Genomic DNA, 20517 nt, shown 5'->3' on the forward strand with positions numbered 1-20517 from the left:
CGCCCATGACCGCATTTGCACGCATCACCCTGCTCAGCCTGGTACTCGGCCTGAGCGCCTGTGCGGTCCACCGCCCACCTGCGGCACCCACCGGCCCGACCATCCCGCCATCGGGCCCGTCGACTCAGCCGAGTACCAAGCCTTCCGGCCCGGTGACCCCGCCGCCAAAGCCACTGCCAAGCAAGTCACCCACCTTTGCTCCACCACCGGGGGCTGCCAGCCACTGGGACGGCAAGATGCAGGTGTACGTGCTCGACGACCAGCCCGACACCTTCTACCGCCAGCGTACCTACTACCGCTGGAGCAACGGCTGGAGCCGTTCCATCAGCCCCAACGGGCCCTGGGAAGAAACCAATGTGCAAGGCGTGCCGCCGGGGTTGAGCAAGCAGTACGCGCAATGACCTGTGGCGAGGGAGCAAGCTCCCTCGCCACAGTTGCCAGTTCTGTCTTAACTGACTTGCAGCAGGGCTTGCCCCCTCCCACAGGTGCGCGGCAGCGCGCACTCGGGTAATGTGGCCGCCGCCGGCCTGGCTGGCGAAAAATTGCTGGATATACTTTCCAGTGGCCGCTACCTGGCGCAGGTCGGTTGCTGCGAAGCGTTGCCGGGGGCGCAACAAGCCTGGAGACAAGCCAAGAGGGTGTTTTGATGACGGGCAGGTTGATCTATCTCATCGGGCCATCGGGTTCGGGCAAGGACAGCCTGCTGGATGCCGCACGCCTGCGCTTGCAGGCGCGTGGTTGTCGCATGGTGCGCCGGGTGATCACACGCTCGGCGGAGGCAGTCGGCGAAGCGGCGCAAGGGGTGAGCCCGCAGGAGTTTGCGCGGATGGACGCCGAGGGCGCGTTTGCCTTGAGCTGGCAGGCCAATGGCTTGTCGTATGGCATCCCCAGGGAAATCGACGAGTGGCTGGCCGCAGGGGACGATGTGCTGGTCAATGGCTCTCGCGCCCACCTGGCGCAGACCCGTGAGCGTTACCCGACATTGTTGGTGTTGCTGCTGACGGTCGATCAAGCCGTATTGCGCCAACGTTTGATCGCACGCGGGCGTGAGTCATTGGCGGACATCGAAGAGCGATTGGCGCGCAACGCGCGATTTACCGCTGAGCTGATTGCCGGAAACGGCGCGGGTTTGTTTGTGTTGGATAATTCCGGGCCCTTGGTGCATACCGTCGAACGCTTGCTGTGCTGCCTGGATCAGGCGCACTCGGTAGCTGCGGGCAATCAAGGTGTGTAGGCATTGATCATGTTTCAGATCAGATAAAAGCCTTCACCTCAAGCGTGTTTTCTTCGGTATGTTTGAGTGGGTTTCTTGATGTTGTTAAGTAAAACTCTTGATTGAATTAAGTTGATTTGTTGAAAACTGTTTCTTCTGTGGCTTAACGCCTTTGTGGCGATTGGTATGTAGGGGTGTGTCGATCCGATTAATACTTGTACGGACTTTTTGCTGTTGTGTTTAATAAATGCTTTCGCAAAAAAATAACGGTAGTTAAGGTGTTTTTGATATGGGATTTTTATCGGGCTGGCCACGGATAAGTCAGTGTCGGTAATTCATATATGGACGGTTAATTCTTCACTGTTCAGAGTATCAATACACCATGCAAATCCCTGTTAGGTATTCTGCCCGTACGCGCGCTCCGGCGATGTCGCAGTCCCGGTTATCAGCCGCTGAGAACGCAGTTGTTCTCTGGGCAAACAATAAAAAAACCTTCACCACGGATCAGGCAGCGAAACATATTACGCGCAGTGGATCCAAGTTTCATGATCTCAATAAAGATGGCAAGGTTGTCGTCGGCTTTAATTTTGCTGGCGGTTTCAATGCCGCGCAGAAAGAGCGAGCCAGACAAGCCCTGCAATACTGGGCGGATGTCGCCAATATCGAATTTGTCGAAAACGGCTCGAACACCGATGGCACCATCAGTATCAAGGGCACGTCGGGTTCGTCGGGCTGGGCAAGGCTGCCTAACAGGCATTACTCCAGAGTCCAGGCCAACATCGGCACCAGCGGTGCGCATAACCCGACCATGGGCAGCCACTTCCTGGGTTTGTTGATCCATGAACTGGGGCACACCCTCGGGTTGAGTCATCCGGGTGGATACGATGGTGGTGGCTTCAATTACGAGCGCTCTGCCGAATATGCCCAGGACACCAAGGCACGCAGTGTCATGAGTTATTGGGCGGAGACTTATCAGCCTGGGCATAATTTTGCAAGGCACAGCCCGGTAGCGCCGATGATGGATGATATCGCCGCGGCCCAGCGGCTTTACGGGGCGAATAGCAAAACCCGCAATACCGATACCACCTACGGCTTCAACTCCAACTCCGCTCGGGAGTTCTATAGCCTCAAGCGCGGGAGTGACAAACCGATTTTCACCGTTTGGGACGGCGGTGGTAACGACACGCTCGACTTCTCCGGGTTCACCCAGAACCAAACCATCAGCCTCAAGGCCGAAACGTTCTCGGATGTAGGTGGCTTGCGGGGGAATGTGTCGATTGCCAAGGGCGTGAGCGTGGAAAATGCCATTGGTGGTTCCGGCGACGATACATTGATAGGCAACGAAGCTGGCAATCGTCTTACGGGCGGCCGGGGTGCGGATAAGCTTCACGGTGGTGCTGGGGCGGACACGTTCGTTTATCACCGTGTCGTCGATTCAACGCCGCAGAACCCGGACATCATCCAGGACTTCCAAAGCGGGATCGACAAGATTGACCTGACCGGAGTGCTTCAGACTGCGCAGCTCAAGTCGCTGAATTTCTCCGACCGATTCAAAGGCCGGGCGGGGGATGCGGTGCTCGGGCATGACTCGGCGACGGGGCGTTTCACCCTGGCGGTGGATACGACTGGCACTGGCACAGCGGATCTGTTGGTGACCAGCCAAGGCCAGATCAAACAGACGGATGTGGTGTGGAGCGGGCAGGCCCCAACGGTGATTCCTTTCCCCACCCCTGAAACCATTGTCGCGCCTGTTCCAGAACCTCTCCCGATGCCCATTCCAGAACCGACTCCGACTCCAGACACAGACCATCCGCACGAACCGGGTCCCAGGCCAGGGGGGAGCTTTATCCAGAACGTTTTTTCATCGTTCACGGGTTTTATAAGCAGGCTGTTTTCGATTTTTTCGTGAGTTTTCAACATTCGGTAAAACAGCCGCCAGTCCGGGCGATGCTTTTTGCGCTTGAATAATGGTAACTCTAGGGTTGCTTTTATTCAGGCCAAGCCACGGAGGCAGCGGTGCAGAGCAGGCTATTGATCAAGGAGTTGCAGGAAGCGCGCCGGGTTGTTTCAGTTTTAAGGAGAGCATTCATGCAATACCCAATCTGTATCGAATGGGGCGATGATTTCACCGCCACCGGTATCCAGATCCCTGATATCCCAGGCGCGGTCACTGCCGGGGACAGTTTCGAAGAAGCCTACAATGCCGCCGTGGAAGTGGCGCATATCCTTTTGCAGGAAATCGCCGCAGAGGGTGGGGTGATTCCGATGCCAACCTCGGTCGCCACTCATCACGCTCATGAAGACTATCTGGGCATGGGCTGGGGCATGTTGGAACTGGACATCTCGCCTTATCTTGGCAAGACCGAGAAGGTCAATGTGACCTTGCCCGGCTATGTCATTCAGCGCATTGACCGTTATGTGCGCGAGCACAAGGTCAAAAGCCGGTCCTCCTTTCTGGCGGACGCGGCGCTGGAGAAGTTGGTGCGCTCTTAGGTGGTTGCCACCTTCACCTGGTGCGATGCAGAAAGGAAACGCAACAACGCCACCAGTGGGAAAGCGCTGCCCACCAGCATCACGCTCAGCCAGCCGCCGTGTTCATACACGCTGCTGGCAATTGCCGAACCGAACGCACCGCCGATGAAGATGCTGGTCATGTACAGCGCGTTCAGGCGGCTGCGGCTGTGGGCATCCAGGGCGTATACAGCGCGCTGGCCGAGGACCATGTTCATCTGCACGCAGAAGTCCAGAACCACGCCGGTCACTGCCAGGCCGATCACGCTGTACACCGGATGCACGAACGCGGGCAGGAAACTCAACGCGCCAAACAGCATTGCCAGCAGCGAGGCGCGGTGGGTGTGGCCGGCATCGGCCAGGCGACCGGCGATGGGCGCGGCGATGGCGCCCAGGGCACCCACCAGGGCGAACAGCGCGATTTCACTTTGGCTCAGGCCATGGTTGCGCGCCAGCTCCAGTGGAGCAGCGGTCCAGAACAGGCTGAAGGTGGCAAACATGCACGCCTGGTAAAACGCACGCTGGCGCAATACCGGCTGCTTACGCAGCAAGGTGCCCAGGGAGCGCAGCAATTGGGCGTAGCTGGCGCTGTGATCGGGTTGACGCTTGGGAATGGTCAGCATCAGCACCACGCTGATAAACGCCATCAAGGCGGCGGCGGCCATAAACATCGCACGCCAGCCGAAGTGGTCGGCCACCACGCTGGACACCGGCCGCGCCAGCAGAATGCCCAGCAGCAAGCCGCCCATGATGCTGCCGACCACACGACCACGGGACTCGGCAGGGGCCAGGTGCGCGGCGAGCGGGATGAGGATCTGCACCGATACCGAACTGAAACCGATCAGTAGCGACACCAGCAAGAACAGGTTGGGCTGTTCGGTGAACGCTGCGCCCAACAGGCTCGCGATAGCCACCACGGTGGTGAAGATCATCAGCCTGCGGTTTTCCAGCAAATCACCCAACGGCACCAGGAAGAACAGGCCCAAGGCATAACCGATTTGCGTCAGCGACACGATCAGGCTGGCCATCGCCGGCGTCAGGCCGATGTCCGGGGCAATCAGTTCGATGATTGGCTGCGCGTAGTAGATGTTGGCGACGATGGCGCCGCAGCAAAACGCGAACAGCATGACCATGCTCCGGGTCATGGTGCCTGTGGCGTGAGAGGTAGCGTTCATGGCGTGCTCGTAAGGCGAAGGACGATGGGGTGAGAGAGTAAAGGCAAGGGCCGGCAGTGAGTAGGCCGCTTGGCGTGATAACTGTCATGCCGCGAAATAATGACTCAATGCAAAACCCAATGTGGGAGGGGGCTTGCTCCCGATAGCAGTGTGTCAGTCAGCACAGGCATTGGCTGACACACCGCTATCGGGAGCAAGCCCCCTCCCACAATTTTGATCGAGTCTATTCAGCCAAGATCATTCACTGGCCGGAGTAGATCTGGTCAAACACCCCACCATCGTTGAAGTGGGTCTTCTGCACCGTGCGCCAGTCACCAAATGTTTTCTCCACCGACAGGAAGTCCACCTTCGGGAAGCGGTCGGTGTATTTGGCCAACACCTTCGGATCCCGTGGGCGCAGGTAGTTGTTGGCCGCAATTTCCTGACCCTCTGGCGACCACAGGTACTTCAGGTAGTCTTCAGCGGCAGCACGGGTGCCTTTCTTTTCGACCACTTTGTCGACCACCGAAACGGGCGGCTCGGCTTCGGCGGAAACGCTTGGATAGATCACTTCGAACTGATCGCGGCCAAACTCACGGGCGATCATTTCTGCTTCGTTCTCAAAGGTCACCAGCACGTCGCCGATCTGGTTGGTCATGAACGTGGTGGTCGCGGCACGCCCACCGGTGTCCAGCACTGGCGCTTGTTTGAACAGTTTGCCGACGAAGGCCTTGGCCTTCTCTTCGTCGCCGCCGTTCTTGAGCACATAACCCCAGGCCGACAGGTAGGTGTAGCGGCCGTTACCCGAGGTTTTCGGGTTGGGCACGATCACCTGCACGCCGTCCTTGAGCAGGTCCGGCCAATCTTTCAGGGCTTTGGGGTTGCCTTTGCGCACGATGAATACGGTCGCAGAGGTAAAGGGTGCACTGTTGTTCGGCAGGCGCGTGACCCAGTTGTCCGGCACCAGCTTGCCATTGTCGGCCAGGGCATTGATGTCGGTGGCCATGTTCATGGTGATCACATCAGCCGGCAGGCCGTCGATGATCGAGCGCGCCTGTTTGCTGGAGCCGCCGAAGGACATCTGCAGGGTCAACTTGTCGTTCGGGTGCTCGGCTTCCCAATGCTTCTGAAAAGCGGCGTTGTAGTCCTTATAGAAGTCGCGCATCACGTCGTAGGAGACGTTGAGCAGGGTGGTCGCTGCCTGGGCAGAGCCCGCCAGGGCCAGGCCGGCGGCCAGAAGAGAGGCGCTGAGGATTTTTTTCACTGCTCATTCCTTGTTGTTCGAGAAGAGGGGAGGCAATTTGCCAGCGACTATAGCCGGGCCTGCATAGACCTTTAAAGATTAAAACGAACTTTGCTTATTCCAGTTTATGGAAAAGATTGCTGCCACAGCGCGAGCAAAACGCGGCGTTGGGTTCGTGGCTGTCTTTCTTGCACGCCGGGCACTCGGTACGCAGCTGTTCACCACGCATGGCACTGGCCAGCTCGGCGGTAAAAATGCCCGTGGGTACGGCAATGATCGAATAACCGGTGATCATGACCAGCGATGAAATCACCTGGCCCAGCGGTGTCTTGGGCACGATATCGCCGAAGCCCACGGTGGTCAGGGTCACGATGGCCCAGTAGATGCCCTTGGGAATGCTGGTAAACCCGTGTTCCGGGCCTTCGATCACGTACATCAAGGTACCGAACACCGTCACCAGCGTGCACACGCTGACCAGGAACACCACGATCTTCTGCTTGCTGCCGCGCAGCGCCGCCATCAAATAATTGGCTTGCTTGAGGTACGGGCTGAGCTTGAGCACGCGGAAGATTCGCAGCATCCGGATGATGCGGATGATCAGCAGGTACTGCGCATCGCTGTAGTACAGGGCGAGGATGCCGGGGACGATAGCCAGCAGGTCCACCAGGCCATAAAAGCTGAAGGCATAGCGCAGCGGCTTGGGTGAACAATACAGGCGCAGGCCGTACTCGATGGCGAAGATCAGCGTGAAGCCCCACTCGATATAGGCCAGCACGTCCGCGTAGTTCTGGTGGATCTGGTCGATGCTGTCGAGCATCACGATCACCAGGCTGGCGAGGATGATCAGCAGCAGGATGCCGTCAAAGCGCCGCCCGGCGACGGTATCGCTTTGAAACACCATGATGTAGAGCCGCTGGCGCCAGTCGTTGTTGCTGTCCATAAATCCTGCCTGAAGCGAATATCGAGCAAGCCTAGGGGGATTCGAACGGGCTGTCCATGCGGGGTTTGTGAAGCAACCGGTGACCGGCGCGCACCAGCCAGCAGGCGAGGATAAACGGTGCAGTCAGTGCGGGCAGGTGCAGGGCGGTGAAGCCCGGCGTGAGCAGGATGGCCAGGCCGATGCCCAGCAGCGGTAACCAGGGCTGGCGACGTAACGGGCTCAGGGCCAGGGCCGCCAATGCCGGGTTATAGCTGTGCAGACCGAGCAGGGCACCGGAAGGCTCATTCAACCACAGGCCGGCCAGCACACCGAGGCTGGCGCCGATCATGGCCCATGCGGCGGCACGGCGGTCAGCCAGCAGCAAACCCAGGGCGATTAAAAGACCCGCCAGGGGCTGTTCCAGCAGCATGATTTGCCCAAGACCGGAAAAGGGCGCCGTGAGTACCGCGAACATGTCGGCCTGGGCCGGCGCAAGCGTAGTTTGAGGTACATGGCCGAGCAGCAGCCAGCCGAGGCCAACAAAGGGGGCAGTGTAGGCGGGCAAATTGTGGGGCCGGCTGGCGTGTTTCAACCATTGCCGGGTGAGGATAGCGCTCAAGCCGCCGCCCGCCAGGATCAGCGGCGGCACCAGCGCCGACCAGGCAAAGTGCTGGCTGATCAACAAGCCCAGCAGTACGCCGTTGTAGCTATACAGCCCGGCCTGACGCTCAGCTTTGGGATACCCACGGCGCTGGGCGGTGAGCAACCCCGCGACACCGCCCAGCAACGCACCGCCCAGCAAGTCCGGGGCGCCGATCAGGATCGCCAGCAGGCACAGCAGGCCGCACAGCGGGTGGCGCTGCAGGAAAATCTGGCTGAAGCCGTTGAGCAGGGCTTCGGCCCAGTCGGGGCAGGTGTGGTTGTGCATGATAGGTATTCAATGAGACCGAGTTGTCCCCATCGCAGGCAAGCCAGCTCCCACATTTGACGGTGTTCACACATCCAAATGTGGGAGCTGGCTTGCCTGCGATGAGGCCCCTACAGGCGCTAGAGCAATGTCTCGATACGCAGCGAGTTGGTCGACCCCGGCTGCCCGAACGGCACCCCTGCGGTAATCACCAAGGTATCCCCACGCTGCGCCATACCCTGGGCCTGGGCAATTTCCAGCGCGGTGGAACACACCTCGTCGACCTGACGCAAACGATCATTGACCACCGAATGCACGCCCCACGCCACGCTCAAGCGTCGCGCCGTGGACAGGTTCGGCGTGAGGTTGAGGATCGGCGCCACCGGGCGCTCCCTTGCGGCGCGCAAGCTGGAACTGCCCGACTCGCTGTAGTTCACCAGCACCGCCACCGGCAGGATGCTGCTGATGCGCCGGATCGCGCAGCTGATGGCGTCCGACACTGTGGCATCCGCCTTGGGCCGGCTGACGTCCAGTTGCGCCTGGTAATCCGGACCATTTTCCACCTGACGGATGATCTTGCTCATCATCTGTACCGCTTCCAGCGGGTACTCGCCCGACGCGGTTTCGGCCGACAGCATCACCGCGTCCGCGCCTTCGGCCACGGCGTTGGCGACATCGGTGACTTCGGCACGCGTCGGCGCCGGGGAGAAGCGCATGGATTCGAGCATCTGCGTGGCGACCACTACCGGCTTGCCCAGTTGGCGGCAGGTGCTGATGATGTCTTTCTGGATCTGCGGCACGCTTTCGGCCGGCACTTCCACGCCCAGGTCGCCTCTGGCCACCATGATCGCATCGCTCAACTCGGCGATTTCCTGCAGGCGCTGCACGGCTGAGGGCTTCTCGATCTTGGCCATCAGGAAGGCCTTGTCGCCAATCAGCTCGCGGGCCTCGCGGATATCTTCCGGGCGCTGCACAAAGGACAGCGCCACCCAGTCCACGCCCAGCTCCAGGCCAAAGCTCAGGTCGCGGCGGTCCTTGGCGGTGAGCGGGCTGAGTTCCAATAGCGCTTGTGGGACGTTTACGCCTTTACGGTCGGACAGCTCGCCGCCGTTGAGCACGGTGGTGTCGATGGCATCGGCGTGTTTGGTGATCACCCGCAGGCGCAGCTTGCCGTCGTCGAGCAGTAGGTCCATGCCCGGTTCAAGGGCTGCGATGATCTCTGGGTGGGGCAGGTTGATGCGGCGTTGGTCGCCGGGTGTCGGGTCGAGGTCCAGGCGCAGAGCCTGGCCGCGAATCAACTGTACCTTGCCTTCGGCAAAACGTCCGACCCGCAGCTTCGGCCCTTGCAGGTCCATGAGGATGCCCAGCGGGTAATTCAGCTGGCGCTCCACTTGGCGAATCCACTGGTAACGCTGCGCATGGTCGGCGTGCTCACCGTGGCTGAAGTTGAGGCGGAAGATATTCACCCCGGCTTGCACCAGCTCGCGAATGTCATTGATACCGTCGGTGGCCGGGCCCAGGGTGGCGAGGATTTTGACCTTCTTGTCAGGCGTCATGGTTGGCAGTCTCAAGGATCAGGATGGCGCGGAAATCGTTGACGTTGGTGCGGGTCGGCTCGGTGACGATCAAGTCGCCCAGGGCGGCGAAATAGCCGTAGCCATTATTGTTATCCAACTCGTCGCTGGCGCTCAGGCCGAGGGCTTCGGCACGGCGGTAGCTGCAGGGGGTCATGATCGCGCCGGCATTGTCTTCCGAGCCGTCGATACCGTCGGTGTCGCCGGCCAGGGCGTAAACGCCGGGCATGCCCTTAAGGCTATCGGTGAGGCTGAGCAGGAATTCGGCATTGCGTCCGCCACGGCCGTTGCCGCGCACGGTGACGGTAGTTTCGCCGCCCGAAAGGATCACGCACGGCGCTGCCAGGGGCTGGCCGTGCTGCACAATCTGCCGGGCGATGCCGGCATGCACCTTGGCCACCTCCCGCGCTTCACCTTCCAGGTCACCGAGGATCAGTGGGCTGAACCCTGCCCGGCGGACCTTCACGGCCACGGCTTCCAGGGATTGCTGGGGGCGGGCGATCAATTGGAAGTGGCTGCGGGCAAGTATCGGGTCGCCAGGCTTGACGGTTTCCGAGGCGGGGTTTTGCAACCAACTGCGCACCGAGGCGGGAGCGTCGATGCCATAGCGCTTGAGGATTGCCAGGGCTTGCTGCGAAGTGCTCGGGTCACCGACGGTTGGGCCCGAGGCGATCACCGTGGCCTGGTCGCCCGGCACATCGGAAATTGCGTAGGTGTACACGGTAGCCGGCCATGCGGCCTTGGCCAGTCGCCCGCCCTTGATCGCCGAGAGGTGCTTGCGCACGCAATTCATCTCGCCAATGGTGGCACCGGACTTGAGCAGGGCTTTATTGATGCTTTGCTTGTCGGCCAGGCTGATGCCTTCGGCGGGCAAGGCCAGCAGCGCCGAACCGCCGCCGGACAGCAGGAAAATCACACGGTCTTCTTCGCCCAGGTTGCTGATCAGCGCCAGTACGCGCTGGGCCACAGCCAGGCCGGCAGCATCCGGCACCGGGTGGGCCGCTTCGACCACCTCGATTTTTTTGCACGGCGCACCGTGCCCGTAGCGGGTGACCACCAGGCCCGATACCTCTCCCTGCCAGCAGTCTTCGACGACCAGCGCCATGGCGGCCGCGGCCTTGCCGGCGCCGATCACGATCACTCGGCCACTGCGGTCAACAGGCAGGTAGGGTTCAAGGACTTGCCGGGGGTGGGCGGCGTCGATGGCTGTGGCAAACAGCTCGCGAAGCAGGTGTTGCGGATCGACCGACATAAGCGGGCTCCCGGGGGATTCTTGTTGTTAGGAGTGCAGCCATTTCAGATTTGAAATGCGGTCAAAATGTGGGAGGGAGCTTGCTCCCGATAGCGGTGTATCAGTCGACATAGTGGTTGAATGACCGATTGCTATCGGGAGCAAGCCCCCTCCCACACTGGATTGCATTCCAAGGTGGGTTACTTGTCGCGGATGGAGAAATTGGCCATGTGCTCCAGGCCCTTGATCAGTGCCGAGTGGTCCCAGTTACCGCCGCCAATCGCCGTGCAGGTGCTGAACACTTGCTGGGTGCCGGCGGTGTTCGGCAGGTTGATCCCAAGTTCCTTGGCGCCGGCCAATGCCAGGTTCAGGTCTTTCTGATGCAGGTTGATGCGGAAGCCCGGATCGAAGGTGCCCTTGATCATGCGTTCGCCGTGCACTTCCAGGATCTTCGACGATGCAAAGCCACCCATCAACGCTTCACGCACCTTGGCCGGGTCGGCACCGTTTTTCGAGGCAAACAGCAAGGCTTCGGCCACCGCCTGGATGTTCAGCGCGACGATGATCTGGTTGGCGACCTTGGCGGTCTGGCCATCGCCGTTACCGCCCACCAGGGTGATGTTCTTGCCCATGGCCTGGAACAGAGGCAATGCGCGTTCGAACGTCTGCGGTTCACCACCGACCATGATGCTCAAGGTACCGGCCTTGGCGCCGACTTCACCGCCAGACACCGGTGCATCCAGGTACTGCGCGCCGGTTTCGTTGATCTTCGCCGCGAACGCCTTGGTGGCGGTGGGGGAGATCGAGCTCATGTCGATCACTACTTTATTGGGTGACAGACCGGCGGCCACGCCATCGGCGCGCAACAGCACGTCTTCGACCTGTGGGGTGTCGGGCACCATGACGATGATGAATTCCGATTCCTGGGCGACCTGCTGCGGGTTGGCCAAGGCGATGGCGCCGGCAGCAAGCAGCTCGGCGGGCGCTTTGCCGTGGTGCTCGGAGAGAAACAGTTGGTGACCGGCTTTCTGCAAGTTGGCGGCCATGGGTTGGCCCATGATGCCGGTGCCGATAAATCCGATTTTAGCCATGATCAAAATCCTCTTTTAATGTGGGAGCTGGCTTGCCTGCGATGGCATCAACCGGACCTGACTGATACACCGAGGTGTTTGCATCGCAGGCAAGCCAGCTCCCACATTGTTTTATGTTGTGTCAGTTGTCAGATGGCGTTATGGGTCTTGAGCCAACCCAAACCCGCCTCGGTCGTGGTCAACGGCTTGTACTCACAGCCGACCCAACCTGCGTAACCAATGCGGTCCAGATGCTCGAACAGGAAGCGGTAGTTGATCTCACCGGTACCTGGCTCGTTGCGCCCCGGGTTGTCTGCCAGCTGGATATGGTTGATCTCACCCAGGTGCGTTTGCATGGTCCGCGCCAGGTCGCCTTCCATGATTTGCATGTGGTAGATGTCGTATTGCAGGAACAGGTTGGCGCTGCCCACTTGCTCGCGAATCGACAGAGCCTGCGCCGTGTTGTTGAGGTAGAAGCCCGGAATGTCGCGGGTGTTGATCATCTCCATCACCAGCTTGATACCCGCCGCCTGCAGCTTCTCGGCGGCGTACTTGAGGTTGGCGACGAAGGTTTTTTCCACGGTCTCGTCATCGACGCCTTGTGGCCGGATACCCGCCAGGCAGTTGACCTGGGTGTTGCCCAATACCTGGGCATAGGCGATGGCCAGCTTGACCCCGGCGCGGAACTCCTCGACCCGGTCCGGGTGGCAGGCCAGGCCGCGCTCGCCCTTGGCCCAATCACCGGCCGGCAGGTTGAACAGCACCTGGGTCAGGCCGTTGGCATCGAGCTGTGCCTTGATATCGGCAGAGCTGAATTCGTACGGGAACAGGTATTCCACACCTTCGAAGCCGGCATCGGCGGCTGCCTTGAAGCGAGCAAGGAAGTCCTGTTCGGTAAACAGCATGGACAGGTTGGCGGCAAAGCGCGGCATAGGGTTCTCCTTAATCGAGCAGGGAAATGGCAGTCGGCGCATCGTTGCCGACCAGGGCCAGGTCTTCGAATTCGTTGACGGCGTTGATCTCGGTGCCCATGGAAATATTGGTCACTCGCTCCAGAATAATCTCAACGATCACCGGCACTTTGAATTCTTCGATCATTTCCTGAGCCTTGCGCAGGGCCGGTTGGATCTGGCCCGGCTCGAACACACGCAGCGCCTTGCAGCCCAGGCCCTCGGCGACGGCCACATGGTCGACGCCATAACCGTTGAGTTCCGGGGCGTTGAGGTTGTCGAAAGACAGCTGCACGCAGTAGTCCATTTCAAAGCCGCGCTGGGCCTGGCGGATCAGCCCCAGGTAAGAGTTGTTCACCACCACGTGGATGTACGGCAGCTTGAACTGCGCGCCCACCGCCAGTTCTTCGATCATGAACTGGAAGTCGTAGTCGCCTGACAGCGCCACCACCTTGCGGCTCGGGTCGGCCTTGACCACGCCGAGTGCCGCCGGAATGGTCCAGCCCAGCGGGCCCGCCTGGCCGCAGTTGATCCAGTGGCGTGGCTTGTACACATGTAAAAATTGCGCGCCGGCAATCTGCGACAGGCCGATGGTGCTGACGTAGCAGGTGTCTTTGCCGAACACCTGGTTCATCTCTTCGTACACGCGTTGCGGCTTGACCGGCACGTTGTCGAAGTGCGTCTTGCGGTGCAGCGTGGCTTTGCGTTGCTGGCAGTCATGCAACCAGGCGCTGCGATCCTTGAGCTTGCCGGCGGCTTTCCATTCGCGGGCGACTTCAATGAACATCGTCAGCGCGGAACCGGCGTCGGAGACGATACCCAGGTCCGGGGTGAACACGCGGCCAATCTGCGTCGGCTCGATGTCAACGTGAATGAATCTGCGCCCTTCGGTGTACACCTCCACCGAGCCGGTGTGACGGTTGGCCCAGCGGTTGCCGATACCCAGCACCACGTCCGATTTGAGCATCGTCGCGTTGCCATAACGGTGGGACGTCTGCAGGCCGACCATGCCGACCATCAGCGGGTGGTCATCGGGAATGGTGCCCCAGCCCATCAGGGTCGGAATCACCGGGATGCCGGTCAACTCAGCGAACTCCACCAGCAACTCGCTGGCGTCGGCGTTGATCACGCCACCACCGCTCACCAGCAATGGGCGTTCAGCCTGGTCCAGCATCGCCAGGGCTTTCTCGACCTGGATACGGGTGGCCAAGGGCTTGGCCAGGGGCAGTGGCTGGTAGGCGTCGATGTCGAATTCGATCTCGGCCATTTGTACGTCGAACGGCAAGTCGATCAGTACCGGGCCTGGGCGCCCGGAACGCATTTCATAGAAAGCCTTCTGGAACGCGTAGGGCACCTGGCCGGGTTCGAGCACGGTGGTGGCCCACTTGGTCACGGGCTTGACGATGCTGGTGATATCGACGGCCTGGAAGTCTTCCTTGTGCATCCGTGCACGTGGCGCTTGCCCGGTGATGCACAGGATCGGAATCGAGTCGGCCGAGGCGCTGTACAGGCCGGTGACCATGTCAGTGCCCGCCGGGCCCGAAGTGCCGATGCACACGCCGATATTGCCGGCCTTGGTGCGGGTATAGCCCTCGGCCATGTGCGAGGCGCCTTCAACGTGGCGAGCAAGGACGTGATCGATGCCACCCACCTTCTGCAAGGCTGAATACAGCGGGTTGATCGCGGCGCCCGGGATACCGAAGGCGGTATCCACACCTTCACGGCGCATCACCAGGACAGCGGCTTCGATTGCTCTCATTTTGCTCATGGTTTTGGTGCCTCTTGCGTTTTGTAATTGTATACAAGTGGTGTCTGTCCAAAGTGTATTCACGGCGGACGGCGCAGGTCAATGCATTTTATGAAACGGCCTTTGCGTTCGTCGGAACGGCTTTTTTCGACGTATGGAGCCTTTGTTTGAAAATATTGTATACAAAAACAAATGTCATTGTGTTCTATTTATTCGATCGAGCATCTGATCAAACAGAACTCCACCCCTTTCCAATAACAAAAGAAGGACGGCACCATGAGCGCTTTAACCTTGAAACTCGCCACCCAATTGGCCGGCCAGGCCATCGCCGCAGGCCGCACGATTTCTGCAGCGCCGCTGACCATCGCGGTACTCGATAGCGGGGGGCACTTGATTACCTTGCAGCGCGAAGACGGCGCCAGCCTGCTGCGCCCGCAAATCGCCATCGGCAAGGCCTGGGGGGCGATTGCCTTGGGCAAGGGCTCACGTTTACTGGCACTGGATGCGCAGCAGCGGCCGGCGTTTATCGCAGCGTTGAACAGCCTGGGGCAGGGCAGTGTGGTGCCGGCGCCGGGCGGGGTGTTGATACGGGATCAGTCGGGGGTGGTGTTGGGGGCGATTGGAATCACCGGGGATACGTCGGATATTGACGAGCAGTGTGCGATCACGGCGATTGAGGGGGTGGGGTTGATGGCGGATGCGGGGGTGTCGGCTTGAGTCGTTCTGACTGTGAGTAAGCTATCGCAGGCAAGCCAGCTCCCACATTGACGGTGTTCACAGATCTAACTGTGTGAGCCCACTCAGTGTGGGAGTTGGCTTGCCTGCGATGCAGTCGACTCGGTCTACAGTCAAACCCAAATGGCATCCCATAGCGGATAGTCGCCAAATTTCTTTACCAGCCCGGCCCTGAGTGGATTGGCTACGATGTAACGTGCAATCCCCTCAAGGCTTTCCTCTCGACGCACGGCATGATCATGAAAGCCCGGCTGCCAGAGGCGACCTTGGCGGCCCGCCACCGCATTCACCACTCGGGTGCTCTTGGATTTAACTTGGCGCATCAAGTCGGCAAGCGAACCTTTCTCCAGAGAAACAAGCCAATGGAAATGATCAGGCATCACTACCCAGGCCAATGATGTTGCGAGCCCTTTATATTGAGCGATCCTGAATGGGTGTACGACCAGACGGCCAAGTCTGAAGTCGCTGAAGATGGGCTCACGTTCAAGGGTGTTGGTGGTGAGCAGGTAAATGCGGTTGGATTCGTTATAGCGACCGATGCGCAGGCGTTTTGAAGCAGGTAGATCAGGCATTCCTTGGCCTCTCTTCAGATGGTGTTCTGAGAGGCCAGACTGAGGGGCGAAGGCTGATCGGCAGGCTTTTAGCAGGATGTGTCTGGATGGGCGCTATCGCGGGCAAGCCCGCTCCCACAGGGGATTGTGACCACTTTACATTTTGTGTCCGGCGCAAATCCGTGTGGGAGCTGGCTTGCCTGCGATAGCCTCGCCGCGGTCTATCAATCCGGCTCACACCCCTTGAGCACCAACCGAATAATCGTCTGCGCCGCCGCCTCATAATCGGCTTCATCCAACTTGGCCTTGCCGGTAACGGCTGAGATCTGCCAGTCAAAGTCCGCATAGGTCTGGGTCGCGGCCCAGATGCTGAACATCAGGTGATTAGGGTCGATAGCCGCAATCAACCCACGATCCACCCAGTTCTGGATGCAATCGATATTGTGCTTGGCCTGGGCATTGAGCTGTTCAACCTGCTCGGCGCTCAGGTGTGGGGCGCCGTGCATGATTTCGCTGGCGAACACCTTGGAGGCGAACGGCAGGTCGCGGGAGATGCGGATTTTGGAGCGGATGTAGTTGCTCAATACTTCCTTGGGCTCGCCTTCGGGGTTGAACGGCGTGGAAGCGGCCAGGATCGGCTCGATAATGCTTTCGAGTACCTCGCGATAGAGGTTGTCCTTGGATTTGAAATAGTAGTAGACGTTGGGCTTGGGCAGCCCGGCCTTGGCGGCGATGTCGCTGGTTTTGGTCGCGGCGAAGCCCTTGTCGGCAAACTCCTCGCTCGCCGCCCGCAGGATTTTTTCTTTGTTGCGCTCGCGAATGCTGCTCATAAACCAGACGTTTCCTTGCCATGACAGGCGGTTGCGCATGGTAGCACCGGCCATCAGCAGGCCTCAACAATCTGGCCGCAAGGCCGTGCGCCGGGCTATGCTCGCGTCATCTCTCTCTAACGGAAGTCCGGTTCATGGCAGGAAGCAGCTTATTGGTGTTGATCGACGATATCGCGGCGGTACTCGATGACGTCGCGCTGATGACAAAAATGGCCGCCAAGAAGACATCGGGCGTGCTGGGCGATGACCTTGCACTGAACGCCCAGCAGGTCTCCGGCGTGCGCGCCGAGCGGGAAATCCCGGTGGTGTGGGCGGTGGCCAAGGGCTCGTTTATCAACAAGTTGATCCTGGTGCCTACCGCGTTACTGATCAGCGCCTTCGCTCCCTGGGCCGTGACCCCCTTATTGATGCTGGGCGGCGCTTACCTGTGTTTCGAGGGCTTCGAAAAACTCGCCCACAAATTCCTGCACAGCAAGGCTGAAGATCAAGCCGAACACGCGCAGTTGGCTGAAGCGGTGGCCGACCCGGCAACCGATCTGGTGGCGTTCGAGAAAGACAAGATAAAGGGCGCGATCCGTACCGACTTCATTCTGTCGGCCGAGATCATTGCCATCACCCTCGGCATCGTCGCCGATGCGCAACTGACGCAGCAAGTGATCGTGCTGTCGGGTATCGCCATTGTCATGACCATCGGCGTATATGGATTGGTGGCCGGTATCGTCAAGCTCGACGACCTGGGGCTGTGGCTGACGCAGAAGCCGGGTCAGGTGGCGCGCAGTATTGGCGGCGCGATCCTGAGTGCGGCCCCCTACATGATGAAGAGCCTGTCAGTGATCGGCACGGCGGCGATGTTCATGGTCGGTGGCGGCATCCTCACCCATGGCGTGCCTGTGGTGCATCATTGGATCGAAACGGTAAGCCAAAGCACGGGGGCGCTGGCATGGTTGATGCCGACGTTGCTCAATGCGCTGGCGGGGATCGTTGCAGGGGCTTTGGTGCTGATCGTTGTCCAAGCAGTCGGCAAGGTATGGCGAACAGCTAAGCGCTGATTAGTTCGCATTGATTGCAAATCGAAACGCTGTTTAAGTTTAATCCTACAGCTCGGTTTTCCATGCATTTATAGGATGCATCGCGCTTCTTCATGTGAAGTGGCGCGAAAAATGGATCGATAAGGGGTTAAGGATGAACTGGTGTTTTCAAGCGATAAAAAACTATGCCAAGTTCAGTGGGCGAGCCTGTAGAAGGGAATATTGGGCGTTTGTAGTGATGGACATAATGCTGATTTGGGGCTCTATATTGATAGCGTACTTGGCGGAGGTTCTCTCGAGTCCGTGGTTTATCGTTCCATTTGGGTTTTACGTCTTGTTCATGATCCCACCTGCGGTGTCAGTGACATTTCGCAGGCTTCATGATGTGAACATTACTGGGGCGTATGCGCTTTGGTTTTTGATACCGGTCGTTGGTTTCATAATGGTGTCCGTCCGCCTGTTCACCCAAGGCGATAAGGGGGAGAACGATTATGGCTTGCCTCCTAGTAGAAAATTTCTATCTGAGTAAGCGAGTAAAATCAATGCAATAAAAAAGGCCATTCGATCGAATGGCCTTTTTTTGTCGCTGCTGTTTATTCGGCGATCTGCAACTTGCGCGATTCGGTGTAGATATACCGCACCTTCTCATACTCGAACGGCGAGTTCATCTGGCCGTAGCGGAAGCTGGTCTGGTAGCGCTTATCGACGGCGCGCAGGGCCCAGACTTCCGGATGGTTGGAGCTGACTTCGGACACGTTGAGGAAGTTGATCTGCGATTCTGCCGTGTAGTCCACCAGCAAGCCGGTGGTATCACGCAGGTTCGACGGGCCAAAGATCGGCAACACCACATAGGCACCGCCCGGTACGCCGTAGAAGCCCAGGGTCTGGCCGAAGTCTTCACTCTGGCGTGGCAGGCCCATGGCCGTTGCCGGGTCCCACAGGCCGGCGACGCCGATGGTGGTGTTGACCAGCAGGCGCCCGGTGGTTTCCAGGGAGCGATGGCCCTTGAGTTGCAACAGGCTGTTCAACAGATTGGGCACATCGCCCAGGTTGTTGAAGAAGTTGCTCACACCGGTGCGCAGGAAGCTCGGCGTGACGTAGCGGTAGCCATTGACCACCGGCAGGAACACCCATTGGTCGAAGCGGTAGTTGAAGTGGTAAACGCGGCGGTTCCACGACTCCAGCGGGTCGTAGACGTTGAGCGCGGTAAGCGTGGAACGCTCGAATTCACGCTGGTCCAGGCCCGGGTTGAACTTGAGCTTGGTCAGCGGCTCCTTGAAGCCGTCGGCATCGACCTTGATGGGCTCTTGAGCCTTGCTGTTGTCGGCATTGGCCACGCCTGCGCACATCAGTGCGGCGAGCAGCAGAAGATATTTAGCCACGGAAGAACTCCAGCATGGCGTCGGCGTTGACGCGGTAATTGAGGTTGCCGCAGTGGCCGCCCAGCGGGTAGACGGTCAAGCGATCGCCGAAGGTTTTACGCAGGAAACCCAGATCGCCAGGGCCGAGGATCACGTCATCGGCGTTATGCATTACGGCGATTTTCGGGCTGTCGCGCAGGTAGTCCTTGAGGGCGTACAGGCTGACCTGATCGATCAGTTGCAGCAGGCTGCCGCCGTCGGAACGGGCGCGCCACATCGGGATCACTTGCTCGGTGAGGTAGCAGTCGAAGTCGCATTGCAGGGCACGCTTGAGGAACGGCGTGAGGCTGGTGCCTTCGGTGATCGGGTATTTAGGCGGAATGATCAGGCCACGGCGGTTGATCAGGTCCGAGGTAAAGGCAATGTCGGCAGCCGAGAAGCGGAACGAGGTGCCGATCAACATGGCCATCTGTTCGTTGCTCAGGTGCTGCTTGGACTGCTGGAAGTCATAGAGCAGCGCATCGTTGAGGTCGATGTAGCCTTTTTGCTGGAAGTAGCGGGTCAGTTTGCTCAACACCAGTTCATAGAAAGTGGTGGTGTTGTTGATGCCCTTGACCTCGGTCTGTACCAGCTTGTCGAGGTTGGTGATCGAGGTGTAGAGGTTGACCGGCGGGTTGAGCAGCAGCACTTTCTTGAAGTTGAAGCTGCGGCGCGTCTCATCCAGCTTGCTGACAAACGCCGCATCCAGCGCCCCCAGGCTATAGCCGGTGAGGTAGAAGTCGGTGACCGGCAGCGAGGCGTTCTGCGCGCGCACGGCTTGCATCACGCGGTACATGTCTTCGGCGTCTTCCTGCGTGATACCCGGGGTGGCGAAGCGCGAGGCAGCGCTGATGAAGTCGAAGCTGGTGGGCGATGACAACTGCACCACGTGGTAGCCGGCCTGGTAATACAGCTTCTTCAGGTATTCGTTGATGCTGCTGTCGAACCGCGCACCGGTGCCGGCGATCAGGAAGATCAACGGCGCAGCGCGATCTTGCTTGGCAATGCGGTAGGTGAGTTTCTTCACCGGCCAGAAATTGTCCGGCAAGCTGAACTCACGCTCGGGGCGCATATTCAGGGTGTAATCGGATTGGTTGATCTCATCATCGGTCGGCAAGGTTGGCCGAAGGTCGGGAGGCGTGGTGGCGATGGTCGCTTCGAACGGGTTGGTCAAAGGGTAGCCATAGCTGGCCTGGTCGATATCGACGGCCAGTGCTGACGCACTCAAAAATAGGCTGCCCAGCAAGGCAGCACAGCGCAAGGAACGGAGCATGACTTAATCCCTAAGAGGAAACGTGCTGAATGAAATTCGCAGGCTATGACCACCGCGTTGCCACCGAAGTGCCAGGCAGCGGCACGAAAAGTCGGAAAAAACGTCGGAATCGGGGTAATAGTAGCCAGACGATACACTTTGCCATGCATTGTTGAACAGATATCTGCGCGAACACCTTGCT

The 20517-nt window shown here is 59.5% G+C and carries 20 protein-coding genes and 1 pseudogene; 8 read left to right on the top strand and 13 right to left on the bottom strand.

All coding sequences use genetic code 11. The features are described from left to right. Positions 1-5 precede the first annotated feature (5 nt). The 5 genes and pseudogenes from J1G33_RS16255 (at position 6) to J1G33_RS16270 (ending at position 3706) form a co-directional block, all read left to right on the top strand. On the top strand, positions 6-401 hold the full coding sequence (locus J1G33_RS16255) for a hypothetical protein (RefSeq protein WP_005786516.1): 396 nt from the start codon (positions 6-8) through the stop codon (positions 399-401). An 84-nt stretch (positions 402-485) separates the two neighbouring features. Next, positions 486-647, top strand: a pseudogene (locus tag J1G33_RS27915) (hypothetical protein); the annotation flags it as partial. Continuing rightward, positions 647-1234: a phosphonate metabolism protein/1,5-bisphosphokinase (PRPP-forming) PhnN gene (gene phnN, locus J1G33_RS16260; RefSeq protein ID WP_032877108.1), complete on the top strand. Its 588-nt coding sequence runs from the start codon at positions 647-649 to the stop codon at positions 1232-1234. The pseudogene J1G33_RS27915 and the gene phnN, both read left to right, overlap by 1 nt. Before the next feature lie 406 nt (positions 1235-1640). Further along, positions 1641-3122, top strand: coding sequence for a M10 family metallopeptidase C-terminal domain-containing protein (locus tag J1G33_RS16265; protein ID WP_262416845.1), 1482 nt, complete (start codon positions 1641-1643; stop codon positions 3120-3122). A gap of 179 nt (positions 3123-3301) precedes the next feature. Further along, the gene (locus tag J1G33_RS16270) at positions 3302-3706 is read left to right on the top strand and encodes a type II toxin-antitoxin system HicB family antitoxin (protein WP_032877106.1); all 405 of its coding nucleotides are present in this window, start codon (positions 3302-3304) and stop codon (positions 3704-3706) included. Here J1G33_RS16270 and J1G33_RS16275 read toward each other — a convergent pair. The 9 genes from J1G33_RS16275 to gcl all read right to left on the bottom strand — a co-directional run bounded on the left by J1G33_RS16275 (position 3703) and on the right by gcl (position 14540). Further along, entirely contained in the window at positions 3703-4899 is a 1197-nt protein-coding gene (locus J1G33_RS16275; protein WP_223018408.1) for an MFS transporter, read from the bottom strand. The two genes, J1G33_RS16270 and J1G33_RS16275, sit on opposite strands and share 4 nt — an antisense overlap. A 241-nt stretch (positions 4900-5140) precedes the next feature. Further along, positions 5141-6142 (bottom strand): sulfate ABC transporter substrate-binding protein, encoded by a 1002-nt coding sequence (locus J1G33_RS16280; RefSeq protein ID WP_223018409.1) that lies wholly within the window; start codon positions 6140-6142, stop codon positions 5141-5143. Between the two features lie 94 nt (positions 6143-6236). Then, on the bottom strand, positions 6237-7061 hold the full coding sequence (locus J1G33_RS16285; RefSeq protein WP_005786531.1) for an ion transporter: 825 nt from the start codon (positions 7059-7061) through the stop codon (positions 6237-6239). Positions 7062-7092: 31 nt separating this feature from the next. After that, positions 7093-7968 (bottom strand): urea transporter, encoded by an 876-nt coding sequence (locus tag J1G33_RS16290; protein ID WP_078820717.1) that lies wholly within the window; start codon positions 7966-7968, stop codon positions 7093-7095. Between the two features lie 119 nt (positions 7969-8087). After that, positions 8088-9503: a pyruvate kinase gene (gene pyk / locus J1G33_RS16295; RefSeq protein WP_223018410.1), complete on the bottom strand. Its 1416-nt coding sequence runs from the start codon at positions 9501-9503 to the stop codon at positions 8088-8090. Beyond that, positions 9493-10773: a glycerate kinase gene (locus J1G33_RS16300; protein ID WP_078820718.1), complete on the bottom strand. Its 1281-nt coding sequence runs from the start codon at positions 10771-10773 to the stop codon at positions 9493-9495. The genes pyk and J1G33_RS16300 overlap by 11 nt, the downstream gene beginning before the upstream one ends. 179 nt (positions 10774-10952) lie before the next feature. Beyond that, complete coding sequence (locus J1G33_RS16305) at positions 10953-11843, bottom strand: 2-hydroxy-3-oxopropionate reductase (protein WP_103735074.1); 891 nt, start codon at positions 11841-11843, stop codon at positions 10953-10955. 128 nt (positions 11844-11971) lie between these two features. Beyond that, positions 11972-12754, bottom strand: coding sequence for a hydroxypyruvate isomerase (hyi, locus tag J1G33_RS16310; protein WP_032877100.1), 783 nt, complete (start codon positions 12752-12754; stop codon positions 11972-11974). Between the two features lie 10 nt (positions 12755-12764). Then, on the bottom strand, positions 12765-14540 hold the full coding sequence (gene gcl / locus J1G33_RS16315) for a glyoxylate carboligase (RefSeq protein WP_032877099.1): 1776 nt from the start codon (positions 14538-14540) through the stop codon (positions 12765-12767). A 255-nt stretch (positions 14541-14795) separates the two neighbouring features. On the opposite strand from gcl, the gene J1G33_RS16320 reads away from it, so the two are divergent. After that, entirely contained in the window at positions 14796-15236 is a 441-nt protein-coding gene (locus J1G33_RS16320) for a heme-binding protein (protein WP_005786547.1), read from the top strand. A gap of 131 nt (positions 15237-15367) precedes the next feature. On the opposite strand, the gene J1G33_RS16325 is transcribed toward J1G33_RS16320, so the two are convergent. Both J1G33_RS16325 and J1G33_RS16330 read right to left on the bottom strand, forming a co-directional pair. Continuing rightward, entirely contained in the window at positions 15368-15826 is a 459-nt protein-coding gene (locus J1G33_RS16325) for a transposase (protein ID WP_103735075.1), read from the bottom strand. Positions 15827-16029: 203 nt separating this feature from the next. Continuing rightward, positions 16030-16635, bottom strand: a complete 606-nt coding sequence (locus tag J1G33_RS16330) for a TetR/AcrR family transcriptional regulator (RefSeq protein ID WP_032881048.1) — start codon at positions 16633-16635, stop codon at positions 16030-16032. 134 nt (positions 16636-16769) lie between these two features. On the opposite strand from J1G33_RS16330, the gene J1G33_RS16335 reads away from it, so the two are divergent. Both J1G33_RS16335 and J1G33_RS16340 read left to right on the top strand, forming a co-directional pair. Then, positions 16770-17684: a DUF808 domain-containing protein gene (locus tag J1G33_RS16335; protein ID WP_032877096.1), complete on the top strand. Its 915-nt coding sequence runs from the start codon at positions 16770-16772 to the stop codon at positions 17682-17684. 133 nt (positions 17685-17817) lie between these two features. Beyond that, positions 17818-18192, top strand: coding sequence for a DUF805 domain-containing protein (locus J1G33_RS16340; protein WP_148852280.1), 375 nt, complete (start codon positions 17818-17820; stop codon positions 18190-18192). Positions 18193-18256: 64 nt separating this feature from the next. Here J1G33_RS16340 and J1G33_RS16345 read toward each other — a convergent pair whose 3' ends face one another. Both J1G33_RS16345 and J1G33_RS16350 read right to left on the bottom strand, forming a co-directional pair. Then, a complete protein-coding gene (locus tag J1G33_RS16345; RefSeq protein ID WP_032877095.1) occupies positions 18257-19045 on the bottom strand; it encodes a VacJ family lipoprotein in 789 nt (262 codons plus the stop codon). Beyond that, a complete protein-coding gene (locus J1G33_RS16350; RefSeq protein ID WP_223018411.1) occupies positions 19038-20336 on the bottom strand; it encodes a serine/threonine protein kinase in 1299 nt (432 codons plus the stop codon). The genes J1G33_RS16345 and J1G33_RS16350 overlap by 8 nt, the downstream gene beginning before the upstream one ends. Positions 20337-20517: the final 181 nt, after the last annotated feature.

The sequence above is a fragment of the Pseudomonas sp. P867 genome, from assembly GCF_019891455.1.
Lineage (GTDB): Bacteria > Pseudomonadota > Gammaproteobacteria > Pseudomonadales > Pseudomonadaceae > Aquipseudomonas > Aquipseudomonas synxantha_A.

Coding starts and splice junctions, on each gene's coding strand:
- J1G33_RS16340 (WP_148852280.1), top strand. CDS start 17,818: ATGAACTGGTGTTTTCAAGCGATAAAAAACTATGCCAAGTTCAGTGGG.
- J1G33_RS16350 (WP_223018411.1), bottom strand. CDS start 20,336: ATGCTCCGTTCCTTGCGCTGTGCTGCCTTGCTGGGCAGCCTATTTTTG.
- J1G33_RS16300 (WP_078820718.1), bottom strand. CDS start 10,773: ATGTCGGTCGATCCGCAACACCTGCTTCGCGAGCTGTTTGCCACAGCC.
- J1G33_RS16325 (WP_103735075.1), bottom strand. CDS start 15,826: ATGCCTGATCTACCTGCTTCAAAACGCCTGCGCATCGGTCGCTATAAC.
- hyi (WP_032877100.1), bottom strand. CDS start 12,754: ATGCCGCGCTTTGCCGCCAACCTGTCCATGCTGTTTACCGAACAGGAC.
- pyk (WP_223018410.1), bottom strand. CDS start 9,503: ATGACGCCTGACAAGAAGGTCAAAATCCTCGCCACCCTGGGCCCGGCC.
- J1G33_RS16270 (WP_032877106.1), top strand. CDS start 3,302: ATGCAATACCCAATCTGTATCGAATGGGGCGATGATTTCACCGCCACC.
- J1G33_RS16305 (WP_103735074.1), bottom strand. CDS start 11,843: ATGGCTAAAATCGGATTTATCGGCACCGGCATCATGGGCCAACCCATG.
- J1G33_RS16320 (WP_005786547.1), top strand. CDS start 14,796: ATGAGCGCTTTAACCTTGAAACTCGCCACCCAATTGGCCGGCCAGGCC.
- J1G33_RS16330 (WP_032881048.1), bottom strand. CDS start 16,635: ATGAGCAGCATTCGCGAGCGCAACAAAGAAAAAATCCTGCGGGCGGCG.
- J1G33_RS16285 (WP_005786531.1), bottom strand. CDS start 7,061: ATGGACAGCAACAACGACTGGCGCCAGCGGCTCTACATCATGGTGTTT.
- J1G33_RS16275 (WP_223018408.1), bottom strand. CDS start 4,899: ATGAACGCTACCTCTCACGCCACAGGCACCATGACCCGGAGCATGGTC.
- phnN (WP_032877108.1), top strand. CDS start 647: ATGACGGGCAGGTTGATCTATCTCATCGGGCCATCGGGTTCGGGCAAG.
- J1G33_RS16265 (WP_262416845.1), top strand. CDS start 1,641: ATGTCGCAGTCCCGGTTATCAGCCGCTGAGAACGCAGTTGTTCTCTGG.
- J1G33_RS16290 (WP_078820717.1), bottom strand. CDS start 7,968: ATGCACAACCACACCTGCCCCGACTGGGCCGAAGCCCTGCTCAACGGC.
- J1G33_RS16335 (WP_032877096.1), top strand. CDS start 16,770: ATGGCAGGAAGCAGCTTATTGGTGTTGATCGACGATATCGCGGCGGTA.
- gcl (WP_032877099.1), bottom strand. CDS start 14,540: ATGAGCAAAATGAGAGCAATCGAAGCCGCTGTCCTGGTGATGCGCCGT.
- J1G33_RS16255 (WP_005786516.1), top strand. CDS start 6: ATGACCGCATTTGCACGCATCACCCTGCTCAGCCTGGTACTCGGCCTG.